Origin of the sequence: Intrasporangium sp. (genome assembly GCF_030452765.1) — a bacterium.
In the GTDB taxonomy this organism is placed as follows: Bacteria; Actinomycetota; Actinomycetes; order Actinomycetales; family Dermatophilaceae; genus Intrasporangium_A.
The window spans coordinates 23,121-41,290 of record NZ_JAKDLO010000015.1; the positions used below are offsets into that span (position 1 = coordinate 23,121).

An 18,170-nucleotide genomic window follows, 5' to 3' on the forward strand; every position below is an offset into this window, starting at 1 on the left:
ACAGTAGTGTTGTGACCACGGCCATGAACCCCTCGTTGATGCCTACCTGGCCGTGAGGACGTCGGCGAGGTCGTAGCCGACCGGCTCGTCGAGCTGCTCGAAGGTGCAGGACCTCGGATCACGGTCGGGCCGCCAGCGGACGAACTGGGCCGTGTGGCGGAACCGGGATCCCTCCATGTGGTCATAGCGCACCTCGACGACGAGCTCGGGCCGCAACGGGACGAAGGACAGGTCCTTCTGGTTGTTCCACCGGCTGAACTCCGACGAGCGGGGAGTGCGTACCCCCTCCTCGGGCTTGGCCCAGTTCCACGGGTGGTCGTCCCACTCGGAGATCAGCTGCTGCACCTGCTCGAACAGCTCCTTGCGTCGGGCCATCGGGAAGGCGCCGATGACGCCGACACTGGCGAGCTTCCCGTCGGCGTCGTAGAGGCCGAGCAGCAGCGAGCCGACCGCCTCCGGGTCGGTCTTGTGGGTCCGGTACCCGGCGACGACGCAGTCGGCGGTGCGCTCGTGCTTGATCTTGAACATGGTCCGCTTGTCCGGCTCGTAGCGGCCCTCGACCGGCTTGGCGATGACTCCGTCGAGCCCCGCCCCCTCGAACTGCTCGAACCACTCAAGGGCGCGGTCACGGTCCGGCGTGGCCGGGGTGAGGTGGATCGGGGCTTGCGCGTGGGCCAAGGCCTTCTCGAGGGCGGCGCGGCGCTCATGGAACGGCTTGTCGAGATAGGACTCTCCGTCGAGGGCGAGCAGGTCGAAGGCGACAAAGCTCGCCGGTGTCTCGGCCGACAGCTTGCGGACCCGTGTGGCGGCCGGGTGGATGCGCTGTTGGAGCAGCTCGAAGTCGAGCCGGTCCCGGTCCTCGGGCCGAACGAGCACGATCTCTCCGTCGATGACGGCCTGCTGCGGGAAGTTGGCACGGACCGCCTCGACGATCTCCGGGAAGTAGCGGGTCATCGGCTTCTCGTTGCGGCTGCCGATCTCGACCTCGTCGCCGGAGCGGAACACGATCGAGCGGAAGCCGTCCCACTTCGGCTCGTAGAGCACCTCACCGGTGACCGCGCCGAAGTCCTTGACTGCCTTGGCGAGCATCGGCGGGACCGGCGGGGGGACCGCGCCCCACAGCGTGCGCAGGTCGGCGTCGCGCTCCGACTTGGGTGCCATGTACTCATGGTCGGCCTTGTCGGCTCGACGTTTGCTCGGCTGGACCCGGGGCGGCTCACCGGGCATCTTCGGGTAGTCCGGCGGGAAGTTCAGCTCGCCCAACCCTCGTTCACGGACGTCTTTGTCCCACAAGGCGATTGCTGCACCAACGTCCCCGCCGGACGCGTCCATACCGGCCCAGGGGTTGCCTCGGTCGGTCACCCGGCCGGGCACGGTCCTGACGGTGAGCGTCCTCGGGTCGATCTGCCTCAGCTCCGCCCACGTGACCGGCGTCGAGACGGGCGCCCCCGGCAGTGGCCGGGGCGAGAACGCCGAGGCGATGGTGCGGTCACGGCTCGCTTGGTTGAAGTCGACGAAGATCCGTTCGCCGCGCTCCTCCTTCCACCACGATGTCGTGACGAGGTCGGGCAGGCGCCGTTCGAGCTCACGGGCGATGCCGATCACGCCGTGCCGGACGTCCAGGAACTCGTGCGTCGGCGCGATCCGAGCGTAGACGTGCACCCCCCGGTTGCCGCTCGTCTTGGCCCACGCGGTGAGCCCGATCTCGGCCATGACCTCACGCAGTGCGAAGGCCGCCTCGACGGCGTCGGCGAACACCCGGCCCGGCTGCGGGTCGAGGTCGATGCGCAGCTCGTCGGGCCTGTCGACGTCTTCGGTGCGCACCGGCCAGGGGTGGAAGGTGATCGTGTTCATCTGGACCGCCCACACCGCGGTCGCGACCTCGTCGATGACGAGCTGCAGGTGGCGCCGACCCGAGGGGTAGGTGACGGTGACCGTTCGCGCGTGGTCCGGGACGCCACGCGGCGGGTTCTTCGAGAAGAACTCCTCACCCTCGATGCCCTCGGGGAAGCGCTGCAACGTCACCGGCCGGCCCCCCAGCGCGGCGAGCAGCGGATCGGCAACGGCGAGAACGTAGTTCGCCAGGTCGAGCTTCGTGACGGGCTGGTTGTCGGCCATGCCCGCAGCAGGCCAGAGAACCCGCTCGGGGCTGGAGACCCGCACCTGGCGCGTCCCGTGCGGACCGGGGGCTTCGAGCACGGCGGCCTTGTCGCTCACCCGCCGATCGTAGGCGCAAGCACCCGGCGGAGCACGGACAAGGAGCCCGGACAAGGAGCCCGGCGAGCCTGCCGGGCTCCTTGTCGTGCGCTGGGTCAGCCCCCCGGCCGGCCCGGGCCGACCCCCGGCGTCACCGGAACCTCACCACCTGCGCACGCGACCCGCTCGCCCCGTGCAGCCGGATGACCAGCGCCTGCGCGGCAGAGGGCTTCGGATGTTGGCCCTTCCCGGTGTCCTTGGCGGCCGGCGCGCCGGTGCGGGTCACCGGGATCGTGCCCCGGGCGTCGAGGAACAGCTCGGAGTCGACGCCGATGGCGGGCTTGGCACTGTCGAACGTGACCGGCCCGACCTCGTCGATGTCACCGTTCGAGTTGTTCGTGTAGGGGCTGAACGTCCCGACGCTATAGGTGACCTTCGACCCCTTCGTCGCGGTGAGGGCCTCCCGCAGGACCGGGACGAGCACGACGTCGGTGTCGAAGACGTTCGCGTCGATGTCGCCGAACTGGAAGTTGACCGGCTGCAGGTCGATCGCCTCCCCCGACTCGAGGTCGACCAGGACCGAGAACAGCACGTCCGTGCCGGGGTAGTTCTGCACGTACGCCTCGTAGTCCGACTCCTTGTCGCCGTTCACGTCGAAGTCGACGTAGGGGATCATCGTGTTGCCGATCGTGGCGCTGTTGCCCCAGGTCGCCAGACCGAACCACAGCCACTCGTCGGTGGCGTTGGCCCCCACGTACTTGAGGTCACCACCCTGTGCGGTCTGGTTGACGGTGCAGCCGGTCTGCTCGGCTGCCTTGCACGTCGGCAGCCGGGGGCTGGTGGCGCCGAGCTCGAGGACGGACAGCAGCGACGTGTAGGCGCTGGCGCCCGACCCCTGGTCGATCCCGGTCCCGATCACCCGCAGCGTGTCGCGCCGGGGTGTGCTGAGCGGGAAGACCCTCGTCGAGGACGTGGGCTTGGCCGCCCCGTAGACCGGCACCCGCAGCGGTTGCGCGCTCGCCCCACTGACCAGCACCCGGCCCGACGCGTCCGAGACGAACTGCCTGGGCAGCCCGATCTGTTCGGCCTGCATCGTCGGGTCGATCGTGTGCCGCAGCGCGGTCGGCCGAACGGTCATCGTCACGACGACCCTGCGGGTCTGGCCGGGACGCAGGGTGACCCGGGCCGGACGGACCGAGTAGCCCACCCCCGGCTGGGTGACGATCGGCTCGTACCTCAGGGAGAGGTTCGCCCGGGTCGTCCCCGTGTTCTGCAGGGTGATGGTGCGCCGCGCCGTGACGAGGCCACGGGTGACCGGCGCCTCGACGACCCCGAACGAGGCACTGACCCCGCCGGAGCCGGCCTCCGCGTAGGCGAGGACCTTCGTGCCGACCGCGGCGAGCGCGTCGACCCGCCCGACGCCGACCCGTGCCGGGCCGAACCTCGTGCCGGACTGGTTCGGGTCGGTCCACAGGTCGTGCCCGGCGGTGTTCATGATGGCCGCCTTGAGCTGCTCGCTCGTCCACGTCGAGTGGCTCTGCTTGACGAGGGCTGCGATACCGGCCGTGTGCGGGGTCGCCATCGACGTGCCCGACAGGACGCTGACACCGTCGCCGGTTCCCATCGCCGCCGAGGCGATCGTGTCGCCGGGCGCTGCGACGTCGGGCTTGACGACGCCGATCGAGCCGTGCGGGCCGCGCGAGGTGAACGACGAGGGCAGGTCGGCGATCGACGGGTCGACGTCCTGGACCGCGTTGAGCAGGTCCTTGGTGAAGGTGACGTCGAGCGTCCCGGCGTCGACGGCTGCCTGCAGCCGCTGGGTCTGCTTCAGCGTCAGCTGGAAGACCGGGATGTCAGGGTCCCCGCTGATGCCCGAGGCGAAGATCGCCACATCGCCGGTGAACAGGGCTCCGATCGCGCCGGCCTTCTTGACGTTGGCGGCGCGGCCCGCGGACCCGCAGCGGCGGGTCGAGTCGTCCGAGTCCCAGGTCAGCCAGGCGACCTTGCCGGCGACCGCTGCGGCGTCGGCGCCGTCGAGCGGGTCGCAGCCATCCGCGTTCGCCTCGCTCAGGGCGACCACGTCGCCGGTGACGTCGGGCTCGTTCGCCCAGTCGTAGGCCACCGAGGTCTGCCCGGCCGCCGTGCCCACCTCGGCCGGAGGCGCGTTGACCTTGATCCCGGACAGGAGCTGGTACTGGTCGACCGAGCTCGCGACGGCAAGCGAGCGCACCGCGTTGCCGGGTGACCCGCCGACATCGGTCAGGTCGCCTGCGTTGCCCATCGCGATGACCGGCAGCACCCCGTGCTTGGCCAGGTTGTCGACCACGAGGTTCTCGGGGTCGTCGACGGTGGCGTAGTCGCTGCCGAGGGAGAGGTTGACGATGTCGAGCCGGTCGCTGAAGTCCCCGTCCCCGTTGGGGTCGAGCGCCCGGTCCAGAGCGAGGCTGACGACGTCGGTCGAGCCCGCACAGCCGAAGACCTTCAGGCCGTACAACGTCGCCTTGGGCGCCATGCCCGGGCCCACCTGCATGCCGTACAGGTCCGTGCCCGTCAGCGCGCGGTAGTCGCCGGTGAATGTCGAGCCGTCCGCGTCGACGCCGTAGCCGGCGACGGTGCCGCTGACGTGGGTGCCGTGCTCGTTGCAGTCGAGCGGGTTCGCGTCCGGGTGTGGCACCGGCTGGTAGTCGGGGGAGTCGGGGTCGGCGTCGTAGTCGTTGCCGACGAAGTCCCAGCCGCCGGCGAGCTTCGTCTTGGCCAGCGGCGGCAGCGGGTCTCGCCAGGCCGCGCCGGCCTCACTGTCGGACACCTCGAGCGCGGCTTCGTAGGCAGCGCGCGTGCCGACCCCGCCGAAGTCGGCGTGCGTGAAGTCGATCCCCGTGTCGATGACCCCGACCGTGACACCGTCGCCGAGCCGGCCGGTCTGCTGCCACTCGTCGAGCACCCTGGTCAGCTGGGCGGCGCCCGCGTTCGTCACCTTCTTCGGGACGATCGGGCGCACCGCGACGACGTCGCTGCGGCCGGCGACCGCCCGGATCGCGGCCGCGTCGCCGCGCATGACGACGGCGGGCACCGTGTTGACGATCTGGTAGAGCTCCCTGGCTCCGCTGTCCCTGCCCTTGGCGGTCTTGACCACGGCCGCGGCCTTGTCCCGGGCGGCCAGCCTGGCCGCCCGTGCGGCAGCCCGCTGGGCGGCCTTGTCCTTGCCCTGCCCTCGCGCTGCGCTCGCAGCGTCGGCGGCGCCCTGGCCGGTCAGCTCGACGAAGACCGTCCGGGGCCCCTTCCTCGCGCTGACCGAGCCGGCCATCTTGTCCCGCAGGGACGCCGGCAGCGTGGCCTTCGTGACGGGGACCGGCTTCGCCGTCGGGTCGTCGGCAGGGGACGGCGCGGCCGCGCTCGCGGTGGCGGCACCGAGGCTCCCCGTGATGACGAGGCAGGCGGTGGCCACGATTCCGAGGGCTCGCCTGGTGAGTGAGCGCGACCGTGGGGTGGGTGGGTCCTGCATCGTTGCGGCTCCTGTCGGTTGGCTCCCCGAGCTAACTGGTGACCGTAACGGAGCTGGCGCCCCGGCAGGGCCTTGCGCGCGAGGTTCTTCCCACCGGCTGCCCGATGACCCCGCAGCGCCGGGCGCTACGCCATCGACAGTCCTGGTATGCCGCTGTGCGCAGGAGGCGACACCACCCGGCGTCAACCGGGTCGCGGACCAGCGGACACGCGGAGGTCGGCTGCCTGGGTGCGCGACAGCGCGGTCAGCCGGCCAGGAGGCCTCGGACATACGTCGCGCTGGTGCTCACGTCTGCGGCCGGGCCGGCGGCGCCCTCCGGTGGCCCCACCAGGATCGTGTCCTGCTCGAGGGTGTACCACCCGGAGTAGCCGTGGCCCTCGAGGTGCCCCACGATCGCGGCGATGTCGACATCGCCCTCACCGAGCGGCCGGTACATGCCCGCCCGGACCGCCTCGGTGTAGGTGAGTCGACCCTCCTGGACCTTGCGAGCGAACGCACCGTCGACGTCCTTGAGGTGGGTGTGTGCGATCCGGTCGGGCACTTCTCGGGTGAGCTCGGCGGGGTCGGTGCCGCCGATGAGCAGGTGTCCGGTGTCGAGGCACAGCGCGACCGAGGAGCCGTCGAGCACCCGGAGCACGTCGCCGGTGCTCTCGACCATCGTCCCGACGTGCGGGTGGAGCACCACCGTGATGTCGTGTTGCGCTGCCTCGTCCGTGACGCGGTCGAGGTTGGCGAGCAGCACGGCCCAGTCACCGTCGTCGAGCAGCGGCCGCGAGTCGTACCCGGTCAGCCCGGTGTCGGCCGACACGACCATGACCCCGGCGTGCGCCGCCACGAACCCGGGCAGCAGCCGCCGCAGCTCGACCAGGGGGTCGACCTCGCGGCGGTGCAGGACGAACGGGGTGAAACCTCCGACGGCCTGCAGGTGGTGCTCGGCCAGGACGGCGGCGAGCCGGTCGGGCTCGCCGGGCAGGAACCCGTCGGGTCCGAGCTCGGTCGCGGCGAGGCCGAGCTCCTGCATCTCGGCCAGGACCCGGCCGGCGGGCAGCTGGTAACCCCAGCCGGGGACCTCGCAGACGCCCCAGCTGATCGGGGCTGCGGCGATGCGGTTGCCGGTGCTCATGGGGTGCTCCTCGGTGGGTTGCGGTGATGGTGGGTCCAGTCGGGGTTCGCGACGGCTGCGGGCGGTTGCCCGGACAGGACGGCGGTGATGCCCCGGGCCGCGTCGGCGTAGGTCAGGGCGGTGGCCCGCCGGGTCATGCCCATCAGGTGCGGGGTCAGGACGACATCCGGATGGTCGAACAGCGGATGGTGCTCGGGGGGCTCAGGATCGTAGACATCGAGCCCGACCCCGCCCAGCCGCCCGGCCCGCAGCGCGTCATACGTCGCGTCGAGGTCCACCAGCCCGCCGCGGCCGCAGTTGACGAGGATCGCGCCACGCTTGGCCCGCGCCAGGCGCGCCTCGTCGACCAGATGGCGGTTCTCCGGGGTCAGGGGCAGGTGCAGGCTGATGACGTCGCTGCGGGTTAACACCTGCTCGAGGGTGGCCGGGACGGCTGGCGGGGTGACCGGCGCGAACGGGTCGTGCGCCAGCACCCGCATCCCGAAGGCGTCGGCGAGCCTGGCCGTGGCGCAACCGATGCGGCCGTAGCCGAGGATCCCCATCGTCGCCCCGGACAGGTCGCCGAGTGCCAGAGCGGAGCGCTCGGGCCACCGCCCCTCCCGGACGAGGTCGGTGGTGACCCGGAGCCGCTTGACGAGGCACAGGGCCAGGGCCATGGCTCCCTCGGCGACCGCACCGGTACCTGATCCGGGGGTGATGACGACCGGGATGCCCCGCGCGGTCGCTGCGGGCACGTCGACCCGGTCGGTGCCGACGCCGGTGCGGGCGAGCACCCGCAACCGGGGCATCCGGCTCAGCAGGTCGGAGTCGACCAGCACGTCCGCTCGCACGAGCGCACCGACCGCGGCGGCCAGCTCGTCCGGGCCGGGATCGGCGACCACGCGCGCACCCTCGGGCAGGTAGGGCTCGACCAGGTCGGGTTCCACCTGCCCGAGCGCGACCACGACGACGGTCATGACGGGCCCGCGGTGGCCTGGGCGAGCTCGCGCCGCAGCGCCGTGGCCAAGACCGTCGTGTCCGACCCGATCGCCACGAACCGCCATCCCTGCTCTGCCCACCGGTGGGCGGACTCCCCGTCTGCCACGAGCAGCCCCACCGCGGTCCCGTGCTGGCGGCCGGCGGCGAGGACGGCCGCGGTCGCCTCGAGGAACACCGGTGCGCCCACCTGTCCCGGGACACCGAGGGCGTGGCTGAGGTCGCGTGGCCCGACGAAGAGCACGTCGACCCCGTCGAGGGCGGCGATCGTGTCGACCTCCCGGAGCGCGCCGAGCGTCTCGACCTGGATGACGCCCAGGACCTCCTCGTCGGCCCGGTCCAGGGCGCCGGGGTCGAGCCCGAAACGGCACGCCCGGTTGTACGTCGCGACGCCGCGCTCGCCTGCCGGCGGGTAGCGCATCGCGCGGACGGCCTGCTCCGCCGTGGCGACCGAGTCGACGCGCGGGAACATCACGCCCGCGGCGCCTTGGTCGAGGATGCGACCGGCGCGAATGCGTTCGGTCGTCTCGGCGCGGACGACCGTGGGCACCCCGTAGGCCGCGGCGGCCGGGATGGTCGTGCGCAGCTGCTCCTCCCCACCACCTCCGTGCTCGAGGTCCAGCAGCAGCCAGTCGAGGCCGGCAGCGGCGCAGGCCTCGGCGACGAGGGGCGAGGCTCCTCCCACGAAGGTCCCGAAGGTCGTCGCGCCGTCGGCGAGGCGGGCCTTGAGCCGGCCGCGGTCCGTCGGGCTCGGCAGGCCGGTGGGCGTCATCCGTACCACCGCTGTGCCTCGAGGCCCTTCTCGTACACCACCCGCGCCTGTTGGACGCTGTCGATCTCGCTGACCTGCGCCGGGGCGACGTCCCACCAGCACCCGGCCGAGGGCAGGTCGGCGTGCGGGATGACCGGCACGACGATGACGACGGGTCCCCGGTGGTCGCGGGTGTCGGCGAGTGCGGTGCGGACCTCGGCCGCGGTCGTGGCCCGGATGGACCGGGCGCCCAGCCCTGCCGCCACCGCGACCAGGTCGACCTGGAGGTAGTCGCCCGAGAGCCGCGCCGGGCCGTCGGCCGACAGATCGAGACCGTCGGGTCGGTAGCGGAACTCGTTGCCGAACTCCCGCCCCACGGTGCCCATCTGGAGGCGGTGGATCACCTGGTAGCCGTGGTTCTCGGGGATGACGATCGTGACCGCGGCTGCCTCGGCACCGGCCGTGACGAGCTCGGTCGGGGCCATCAGGAAGGTGCCGTCACCGATGAACGAGGTGACCCGATGGGCCGGGTCGGGGTCGGCGAGACGGACCCCGACCGCGGCGGGGATCTCGTAGCCCATGCAGGAGAACCCGAACTCCAGGTGGCAGCGGCGCCCGCCGGTGGCATCCCACACCTTCAGCAGGTCCCCGGGTGGCCCACCGGCTGCCGCGATGATCGTGTCGCCGGGCCGGGTGTGCTCCTGCAGGAGACCGATCAGCTGGCCCTGCGTGAGGACCGCGTCCGTGTCGGGGATGACATCGGTGCTCGTGCGACGCAGCTCGGCGATCTCGACGGGCTGGTCGGCATCGAGCGCCGCGGCACGCACCGGCGCCCAGCGGGCCTTGGCCTCGCGGGTGCGTGTCTGCCATGCGTGGGGTGCCTGGTGGCCCGCGAGTGCGTCGGCCAGCCCCTCGAGAGCGAGCCGGGCGTCGCCCTGGATGCTCGTGGCCCCGAGCCGGTCCCCGTCGCGTGGGTCGACGTTGATGCTGGCGAACCGCACGTCGGGGTTGCCGAAGAGCGAGTGCGATCCGGTGGCGAAGTCGGTCAGCCGCGAGCCGACGGTGAGGACGAGGTCGGCGTCACGCGCGAGGTCGTTGGTGGCGGGGTTCCCCTCGAGCCCGATCCCGCCCAGCTGCCACCAGGCGGGCTGCTGGACCGCACCCTTGCCCGCGAACGTCTCCGAAACGGGTATGCCGACCGCCTCGGCCAGCCGCTCGAGCGCGGCCGTGGCCCCGGAGTAGAGCACCCCGCCTCCGGCGACGATCATCGGCTGCCGAGCGGCCCGCACGAGGTCCGCGACCGCCGTGACCTCGACCGGGTCGGGGACAGGACGGCGGATCGTCCAGTCGCGCGGCTCGAAGAAGGCGGCGGGGAAGTCGTGGGCGTGGGACTGCACGTCCTGGGGCAGGCTGATGACGGCGGCGCCCGTGCCCACCGGGTCGGTGAGGACGCGCATCGCGGCGGGCAGGGCCGTGAGCAGCTGCTCGGGACGGGTGATCCGGTCGAAGAAGCGGGCCACCGGGCGGAAGGCGTCGTTGACGCTGGCGTCCGCCTCGATGGGGTGCTGCAGTTGCTGCAGCACGGGGCCCTGCCGGCGGGTGGCGTAGGCGTCGCCGGGCAGCAGCAGCACGGGCAGCCGGTTGACGGTGGCCAGCCCGGCACCGGTGACCATGTTCAGGGCGCCGGGGCCGATCGAGGCCGTGACGGCCAGCGTTGCGTGCCGGAGGCTGGCCTTGGCGTACGCGGACGCGATGTGGACGAGGTTCTGCTCGTTGCGGCCCTGCACGAAGGGCATCTGCTCGCTCAGCTGGTCCAGGGCTTGCCCGAGGCCGGCCACGTTCCCGTGCCCGAAGATGCCGAGGGTCGCCGGGACGAGGCGGCGGCGTTGCCCGTCGGCGAGGCTGAACTGGCGAGCCAGGTACAGCGTCAGGGCCTGGGCGGTGGTCAGGCGGATCGTTGCGTGTGACTGGGTGGTCATGGCTGTCTCCCTTCGATGAAGCAGTGCGTGGTCACCAGGGCCGGCCATGGAGGATGACCGTCTTGGCCTCGGTCATCTCCTCCACTGCGGACCGGAAGCCCTCCTTGCCGATCCCGGAGGCCTTCAGCCCCCCGTACGGCATGAGGTCCGCTCGCCACAGGGGCGTCCAGTTGATATGGATCACCCCGGCGTCGATGTCGCGCACGGCGCGCACGGCCCCCGACACGTCTGACGTGAAGATCCCGGCACCGAGGCCGTAGCCGGTGCCGTTGGCCTGCGCGACGGCAGCGGTCCAGTCCGCGGCGGTGGAGACCGCGACCGCTGGGCCGAAGAGCTCCTCCTGTGCCAGAGGCGACCGGGGGTCGACTCCGGCGATGACGGCCGGGGACACCGTCGCACCGTCGAGGGCGCCCCCGGTGCGGATCGAGGCGCCCTCTTCGGTGGCTGCCTGGATCGCGGCGTGGACCCGGCTGGCCTCGCTCGCGGTGATGAGGGTCCCCATCTGGCTCGTCGCCGCGCCGGGGTCGCCGACCTGGATGGCCGCCACCTTCGGCACGAGCGCGTCGAGGAAGTCTGCGCTGATGCGCGGGTGGGTGATGACCCGCTGGACCGAGATGCACACCTGTCCGGCGTTGACGTACCCACCGAGGGCGACCGCCGCCGCGGCCGCCTCGATGTCGGCATCCGGCAGCACGACGACCGGACAGGAGGCGCCGAGCTCGAGAGAGAGCTTCTTCACCCCTGCCAGGGACGCGATCCGCCGGCCCGTCGCCGTGGACCCGGTGAACGAGATCTTGCGCACCCGCGGGTCCGACACGAGCGCGTCCCCGAGAGCGGCGCCCGGGCCGGTCAGGACGCCCAGGACGCCCTCGGGCAGGCCTGCGTCGAGGAACACCTGCGCGAGCAGGAGCGCGGTGAGCGGGGTGGTGCGGGCCGGTTTGAGGACCACGGAGTTGCCTGCCGCCAGGGCCGGAGCCACCTTGTGCAGGACCAGGAGCGAGGGGTAGTTGAACGGCGTGATCGCGACCACGACCCCACACGGCTGCCGAACGGTGAAGCCGAGCTTGTCCCGGCCGGTGCCACGGTTCGCGTCCAGCGGGAGCGTGTCGCCGTAGAGCTGGGTGCCCTCGTACCCGGCGAGCCGGATCATGTCGCCGGCCCGGCCGACCTCCCCGCGCGCCTCGGTGATGGTCTTGCCGTTCTCGGCGCTGAGCACCTGCGCGATGTCCTCCGCGCGCCCCTCGACGAGGGCGGCCGCCCGGTTCATCACGTCCATACGCGCGAACGCCGGGGTCTCACGCCATACCGTGGCGCCTCGTTCGGCGGCCCGCCGGGCCGCCTCGACGTCGGGCGCGCCCGCGACGGCGACCTCGCCCACGACGTGGCCGTCCCAAGGAGAGCGGACCGGCTCGCTGGCTCCGGAGGCGGCCGGGGCCCACTCTCCTGCGATGAGCAGTCGGTCCGGGATCGTGGTGTTCACAGCTTCACCCATCCTTCCGAGGTGATGGATTCCATGGCGGCTTCGGCGACCGTCGCGGCGCGCACCGCGTCGGCGAGGGTGGCGCCGGTCGGCACGCCGCTGACAATGGACTCGAGCAGCCGCTTGGCCTCGATGACCTTCAGGTCGTCGTAGCTCATCGCGATACCGGCGTCCGGCTGGAAGACGCCGAACTCCGCGAGCCCCGGACCGACGAGGCGCGTGGACCACATGGCGGCCTGGTAGTCCTGGTCGAGACACACCCGCAGCTCACCCATCCGGCGGAAGTCCCAGGCGATCGCACCGGTCCGCCCGTGGATGACGAACCCGTACGCGTTCTGCTCCCCGACCGAGGCCCGGCTCGCCTCGAGCACCCCGCGGGCGCCCGACTCGAACGCCACGAGCATCGAGACGTAGTCCTCGTTCTCCACCGTCTCGAGCGGTCCGCCCGCGCCACGCGAGAAATGTGATGCGGCGCCGACGCTGGCGGGTCGCTGCGTGATGAACGTGCAGTCCTGGGCCATCACCCGGACGATGGGGCCCACGAGGTACTCGGCGAGGTCGGCACCGTGTGAGCCGAGGTCCCCGATGACGCCACTGCCGGACAGGGCGCGAGTGAACCGCCACGTGTGCGCGCCCTGCGGGTGGGCGGCATAGTCACCGAGCATCTGGAAGCGCGCATGGGTCACCTCGCCGATCCGGCCGGCCCGCACCAGCTCGCGGGCGTGCTCGACGGCGGGGGCGTTGCGATAGTTGAACCCGACGGCCGAGTGCACCCCGGCCCGTGCCGCGGCCTCGGCGATGGCCCGGGTCTCGGCCAGACCGCGCCCGGCCGGCTTCTCCACCCACAGGTGCTTGCCCGCCTGCGCGGCGGCGACGGCGACCTCCGCATGGATGAAGTTGGGTCCGGTGACGCTGACCACATCGACGGCGTCGCTGGTCACGAGTTCTCGCCAGTCGGCGGTCGTCGCGGCGAAACCGTACGAGTCCTTCGCCAGCTCGAGCCGTGAGTCGGGCGCGTTGTCAGCGACCATCGCCAGCTCGGGGACGACGGGAAGATCGGGGTAGTGGTGGCGGACGCGGGTCAAAGCGCGGGCATGGGCCTGACCCATCCACCCGAAGCCGACCACCCCGAGACGGACATGTTGTGTCACGGCAGGTCCCTTTCCGATGCAACAAGGCGTGGTGTGTGGAGTCGTCGCGCCGGTGCCTTGCGATCACGCGTCGATGCGACTACCTCGACGATATGGTCCCGCGGGCCTCGCCGACCCCCGCGAATCCCCTCAGAAAGACCTCAACCCCGGGTCAGCGGCATCGACCGTGCTCGGCAGCGTTCCCGTTCCTGCGGATGTCCACAGAATCGGTGCTACTCGTGGGTACATTGAAAGTATGACGACCGTTGACATCCCAGTCGCGGCGCTCGCATCCCGGTGGAAGGGCAAGAGCCGCATCGTGGATCTGCGCGGCCCCGTCCATTGGGTCGACTTCGGGGCGCCCGAGCGGGACGACCGGGCGCCCGTCGTGCTCGTGCACGGGTTGGGCGGGTCGCACCTCGACTGGGTGCGCATCGCCCCTGCGCTCGCCGACCACCGCCACGTCGTTGCCGTCGACCTGCCCGGGTTCGGACTGACCCCTGCGGCCGGGCGCCACACCACGGTCCGCGCCAACGCACGCCTCCTCGGCCGTTTCGTCGACGAGGTCCTGCGTCAGCCCGCCGTCCTCGTCGGCAACTCGATGGGCGGGATGATCGCGCTCCTGCTCGCGGCCGACCGTCCCGGGCTCGCCGCGGGGCTCTGCCTGCTCGACCCCTCCCTGCCGCTGGACCGTCGCCACCAGGACCCGCTCGTCGCGGCCGAGTTCGCGCTGTTCACGGTGCCGTTCCTCAGCCGGGCCTACCTCGAGCGCAACCGGCGCCGTCTGACCGCCGAGGAACAGGTGCTCCGCACCCTCGATCTCTGCTTCGCCGATGACGCCCGGATCGACCCCGACGTGCTCGAGGCCGACGTCGCACTGGCCGAGTACCGGGCCGCGATCCCCGGCACCGACGTCGAGTTCCTCGGCGCAGCGCGTTCACTGCTGCGCGTGCTGGCCCGCAGCAGGAGTTATGCCGCTCACATCCGTTCGATCGACCGCCCGGTGCTGCTCGTGCACGGTGAGCAGGACCGCCTGGTGCCCTTCTCTGCAGCGGAGGCGACCGCGGCGGCGAACCCGCGCTGGGAGACACTCTTCCTGCCCGGGGTCGGCCACGTCCCACACCTCGAGGTCCCGGGGGTCGTCCTTGACCGACTGCTGCCCTGGCTCGATCGGCTGCGCCGCGCCTCGCAATAATGCAAACCGGTCGCTCCGGGCCGGGCTCTGGACGTAGCGTGGACTGTCAGTCCCGCGTCGTCGTGGTGTCGTCGCCGCCCCCGTCCCGCTCGGATCCTCGACTCCCACCGTCTCCGAAGAAAGCGCCTCCAGCCGTGGCCCACAGAGCACCGACCCCGACCGGCCTCCCCGAGAAGATCGACGCCGCCGTCCTCAAGATCGCCGGTGTCGTCGTCCTCGGCGCGATCATGTCGATCCTCGACATCACCGTGGTCAACGTCGCGCTGCCGACGTTCCAGACCGTCTTCGCCACCGACCCGGCCCACCCGGTCGAGTACTCGACCGTGGCGTGGACCGTCACGGCCTACACCCTCGCGCTCGCGACCGTCATCCCGCTGACCGGCTGGTCCGCGGACCGGTTCGGCACGAAACGGCTCTACATCATGGCCCTGCTGCTGTTCACCGCGGGGTCGGCGCTCTGCGCCACGGCCAACACGATCGGCGTGCTCATCATCTTCCGGGTCATCCAGGGCCTCGGCGGCGGCATGCTCATGCCTCTGGGCATGACGATCATGACGAAGGCCGCAGGTCCGCACCGGATGGGCCGGCTCATGGCGATCCTCGGTATCCCGATGCTGCTCGGCCCGATCTTCGGCCCGATCCTCGGCGGCTGGCTGATCGACCACTACTCGTGGCACTGGATCTTCCTCGTCAACGTCCCGATCGGCATCGTCGCGGTGGTCTACGCGTTGATCGCGCTGCCCAAGGACAAGCCTGAACCCTCGGAGTCCTTCGACGTCGTCGGCATGCTGCTCATGTCGCCGGGTCTCGCCCTGTTCCTCTACGGCGTCAGCTCGATCCCCGGTGAAGGCACCATCGCGGCGGCCAAGGTCCTCCTGCCGGGGATCGTCGGCCTGGTCATGCTCGGGGCGTTCGTCGTGTACAGCTTCAGGCCGAAGCACCCGCTGCTCGACCTGCGACTGTTCGCCAACCGCAACCTCGCGGTCTCGATCATCACCATGTTCCTCTTCGGTGCGGCCTTCTTCGGAGGCCTGCTGCTGGTGCCGACCTACTACCAGGTCGTGCGCGGTGAGCTGCCGGTCACCGCCGGCTGGCTCATGGCGCCCCAAGGGGTCGGCGCCATGATCACGATGCCGATCGCTGGAGCCTTGATCGACAAGTTCCCGGTCGGGCGGATCGTGCCGTTCGGGGTGCTGCTCATCACGGGTGGGATGTTCGCCCTGACGCAGGTCACGGCCGACACGCCCTACTGGGGGTACCTCATCCCGGTCCTGTTCGTCATGGGCCTGGGCATGGGCGCGACGATGATGCCCGTCATGACCTCGGCGCTCAAGACGCTCACCGCGCACCAGGTTGCCCGCGGGTCCACGCTGATCAACATCACGCAACAGATCGCGAGCTCGATCGGTGTCGCCGTCATCTCGGTCGTCTACACGAACTACCTCAAGGGCGAGCCGCTCGCCGTGCCGGCCATCGCCGCCGCGCACGACCCGGCCATCGCCGAGAAGCTTGGCCCAGCCGGCATCGCCGCCGGTCTCTCCCAAGCCGCCGAGGCCTTCGCCAGCACGTTCCTCGTCGCTGCCATCCTCGTCGCGTGCACGCTCGTCCCGGCCTTGTTCCTGCCGCGCAAGCACGAGGAGTCCCGGCTCCTCGAGGACGAGACTTCGGCGCCGCCCGCGATGCTGCACTGAGGCGCCCGGGCCGGCCCGGGGCCTCGGGCAGGTTAGGACCCACCCGGATCCGGGCAAGACCGGGCGGTGGACACCCAGAGCTACGACATCGCGGTCATCGGTCTCGGCCCCGGCGGTGAGATGGTCGCCGGTCGGCTCGCGAGAGAGGGCGTGAGCGTCCTCGCGGTGGACCATCGGCTTGTCGGTGGTGAGTGCCCCTACTGGGGATGCATTCCGTCGAAGATGATGGTCCGCGCGGCTGGAGCCCTCGCCGAGGCCCGATACGTCCCCCGGCTCGCGGGGCGGACCGGTGACATCGTGCCCGACTGGGGGCCGGTGGCCGACCGGATCCGTGACGAGGCCACGGACGACTGGGACGACACGGCCGCCGTCGACCGGCTCGTCAAGAGCGGGGCGGCCTTCGTGCGGGGGACGGGCCGTATCCGCGGTCCGCACGAGATCGAGGTCGACGAGCAGATCTACCGGGTCGGCCGGGGCATCGTCGTCAACACCGGGACGACTCCGCTCATCCCGCCGATCGAGGGCATCGCCGACGTCGACGCGTGGACCAACCACGACCTCGTCGAGGCCCGGGAGCTGCCCGCATCGATGGTCATCCTCGGGGGCGGCACGATCGGCTGCGAGTTCGGGCAGGCGCTCGCCCGCTTCGGCGTCACCGTCGCGATCGTCGAGGCCGGGCCACGCCTGCTCGCACACGAGGAGCCCGAGGCGTCCGACCGGCTCCGCGACGTCTTCGATGCCGAGGGCATCGAGGTGCGGCTCGGTGCAGCCGCGACGAAGGTCACCGAACGTGACGGCCACGTCGAGCTCTCCTTCGAGGACGGCACGACCGTCACCGGTGAGCGGTTGCTCGTCGCTGTGGGCCGCCGGGTCGACCCGTCAGCCGTCGGCCTCGACCGGGTCGGCGTCGACCCCACCGCGCAGCGCGTCCCGGTCGACGACCGGTGCCGGGTCACCGACCAGGTCTGGGCCGTCGGCGACATCACCGGCAAGGGCGCCTTCACCCACGTGTCGATGTATCAGGCGGCGATCGTCGTCCGCGACGTGCTCGAACAGGACGGTCCTGCCGCCGACTACCGCGCGGTGCCGCGGGTCACCTTCACCGACCCCGAGATCGGCGCCGTCGGCCTGACCGAGGCCCAGGCCAGGGAGCAGGGCATCGAGGTCCGCACCGGCACGGTCCCGATCGCCGAGACGAGCCGCGGCTTCGTGCACGGCCCCGGCGGGGAAGGCGTCCTCAAGGTGGTATCGGATGCCGACCGCAGCGTCCTCGTCGGGGCGACGGCGATGGGCCCCGCCGGGGGCGAGGTCCTCGGTGCGCTCTCGGTCGCGGTCCATGCCGAGGTCCCTCTCGAGGTCCTGCGCTCGATGATCTTTGCGTATCCGACCTTTCATCGTGGCATCGAGACGGCACTCGGCGGGCTCGACTGACCGGGACGCTTTCGGGGACAGTTGTCCGATCGCCAGTGCGGCGGTCCGCCCGACATGGGATATTTGGCGCTCGAAGACACACTGGAGGTGCGCTGGGAATGGACGATATCGACCTGAACGGAGACTGGGACTTCGACCCGAGCCATACGCGGATCGGCTTCTCGGCGCGGCACGCGATGGTGACGACTGTGCGGGGGTCGTTCAACGACATCGAGGGGCACTTCCACGCCGACCTCGAGGACATGACCAAGTCGACCGCGGTCGTGCGGCTCAAGACGGGCAGCATCGACACGCGCAACGACCAGCGCGACGACCACCTGCGCAGCGGCGACTTCTTCGACGCGGAGCGCTGGCCAGAGATCGTCTTCGAGAGCACCGACATCGAGGAGATCGAGGAGCGCGCCTACATCGTCAACGGCAACCTCACCATCCGTGACGTCACCCGGCCGACCGTCATCCCCCTCGAGCTCATGGGGGTGCAGACCGACCCCCAGGGCAACATCCGGGCCGGCTTCGAGGGCAGCCGACGGGTGAACCGACGCGACTTCGGTCTCGAGTGGAACGTCGCCCTCGACGCCGGGGGGGTCCTCGTGTCGGAGAAGATCTCCCTCGAGTTCGAGATCTCGGCCGTCAAGCGGCAGGACGACGAGTCGCAGGGCGACGAGTCGCAGGACGGCGAGTCGCAGGACGGCGAGTCGCAGGACGGCGAGTCGCAGG

General features: G+C 71.3%; 12 protein-coding genes. 4 read left to right on the plus strand and 8 right to left on the minus strand.

Going from position 1 to position 18,170, the window contains the following annotated elements:
• Positions 1-42 precede the first annotated feature (42 nt).
• From L0H79_RS03500 to L0H79_RS03535, 8 genes are all read right to left on the minus strand, one after another.
• Positions 43-2,217 carry an ATP-dependent DNA ligase gene (locus tag L0H79_RS03500; RefSeq protein WP_301483159.1) on the minus strand — a complete coding sequence of 725 codons (2,175 nt, stop codon included), beginning with the start codon at positions 2,215-2,217 and terminating at the stop codon, positions 43-45.
• Between the two features lie 130 nt (positions 2,218-2,347).
• Positions 2,348-5,698, minus strand: a complete 3,351-nt coding sequence (locus tag L0H79_RS03505) for a S8 family serine peptidase (RefSeq protein ID WP_301483160.1) — start codon at positions 5,696-5,698, stop codon at positions 2,348-2,350.
• A gap of 244 nt (positions 5,699-5,942) precedes the next feature.
• Entirely contained in the window at positions 5,943-6,821 is an 879-nt protein-coding gene (locus L0H79_RS03510) for a sugar phosphate isomerase/epimerase (protein ID WP_301483161.1), read from the minus strand.
• Positions 6,818-7,777 carry an NAD(P)-dependent oxidoreductase gene (locus L0H79_RS03515; RefSeq protein WP_301483162.1) on the minus strand — a complete coding sequence of 320 codons (960 nt, stop codon included), beginning with the start codon at positions 7,775-7,777 and terminating at the stop codon, positions 6,818-6,820. Before L0H79_RS03515 ends, L0H79_RS03510 begins: the two co-directional genes overlap by 4 nt.
• Positions 7,774-8,568 carry an HpcH/HpaI aldolase/citrate lyase family protein gene (locus tag L0H79_RS03520; protein ID WP_301483163.1) on the minus strand — a complete coding sequence of 265 codons (795 nt, stop codon included), beginning with the start codon at positions 8,566-8,568 and terminating at the stop codon, positions 7,774-7,776. The genes L0H79_RS03515 and L0H79_RS03520 overlap by 4 nt, the downstream gene beginning before the upstream one ends.
• Positions 8,565-10,526: a 3D-(3,5/4)-trihydroxycyclohexane-1,2-dione acylhydrolase (decyclizing) gene (gene iolD, locus L0H79_RS03525; protein WP_301483164.1), complete on the minus strand. Its 1,962-nt coding sequence runs from the start codon at positions 10,524-10,526 to the stop codon at positions 8,565-8,567. The genes L0H79_RS03520 and iolD overlap by 4 nt, the downstream gene beginning before the upstream one ends.
• 31 nt (positions 10,527-10,557) lie before the next feature.
• On the minus strand, positions 10,558-12,006 hold the full coding sequence (locus L0H79_RS03530; protein WP_301483165.1) for an aldehyde dehydrogenase family protein: 1,449 nt from the start codon (positions 12,004-12,006) through the stop codon (positions 10,558-10,560).
• The gene (locus L0H79_RS03535) at positions 12,003-13,157 is read right to left on the minus strand and encodes a Gfo/Idh/MocA family protein (protein WP_301483166.1); all 1,155 of its coding nucleotides are present in this window, start codon (positions 13,155-13,157) and stop codon (positions 12,003-12,005) included. Before L0H79_RS03535 ends, L0H79_RS03530 begins: the two co-directional genes overlap by 4 nt.
• A gap of 235 nt (positions 13,158-13,392) precedes the next feature.
• Between L0H79_RS03535 and L0H79_RS03540 the strand changes: the two genes are divergently transcribed.
• The 4 genes from L0H79_RS03540 to L0H79_RS03555 all read left to right on the plus strand — a co-directional run.
• Entirely contained in the window at positions 13,393-14,331 is a 939-nt protein-coding gene (locus L0H79_RS03540; RefSeq protein WP_301483167.1) for an alpha/beta fold hydrolase, read from the plus strand.
• Positions 14,332-14,465: 134 nt separating this feature from the next.
• Positions 14,466-16,022, plus strand: coding sequence for a DHA2 family efflux MFS transporter permease subunit (locus L0H79_RS03545; RefSeq protein WP_301483168.1), 1,557 nt, complete (start codon positions 14,466-14,468; stop codon positions 16,020-16,022).
• A gap of 66 nt (positions 16,023-16,088) precedes the next feature.
• Entirely contained in the window at positions 16,089-17,453 is a 1,365-nt protein-coding gene (locus L0H79_RS03550; RefSeq protein WP_301483169.1) for an NAD(P)/FAD-dependent oxidoreductase, read from the plus strand.
• 98 nt (positions 17,454-17,551) lie between these two features.
• A partial coding sequence (locus L0H79_RS03555; RefSeq protein ID WP_301483170.1) for a YceI family protein occupies positions 17,552-18,170 on the plus strand: 619 nt, incomplete at its 3' end.

Bases quoted from the DNA above. Each gene is read 5' to 3' on its own strand.
- L0H79_RS03540 (WP_301483167.1), top strand. From the start codon at position 13,393: ATGACGACCGTTGACATCCCAGTCGCGGCGCTCGCATCCCGGTGGAAG.
- L0H79_RS03505 (WP_301483160.1), bottom strand. From the start codon at position 5,698: ATGCAGGACCCACCCACCCCACGGTCGCGCTCACTCACCAGGCGAGCC.
- L0H79_RS03515 (WP_301483162.1), bottom strand. From the start codon at position 7,777: ATGACCGTCGTCGTGGTCGCGCTCGGGCAGGTGGAACCCGACCTGGTC.
- iolD (WP_301483164.1), bottom strand. From the start codon at position 10,526: ATGACCACCCAGTCACACGCAACGATCCGCCTGACCACCGCCCAGGCC.
- L0H79_RS03520 (WP_301483163.1), bottom strand. From the start codon at position 8,568: ATGACGCCCACCGGCCTGCCGAGCCCGACGGACCGCGGCCGGCTCAAG.
- L0H79_RS03510 (WP_301483161.1), bottom strand. From the start codon at position 6,821: ATGAGCACCGGCAACCGCATCGCCGCAGCCCCGATCAGCTGGGGCGTC.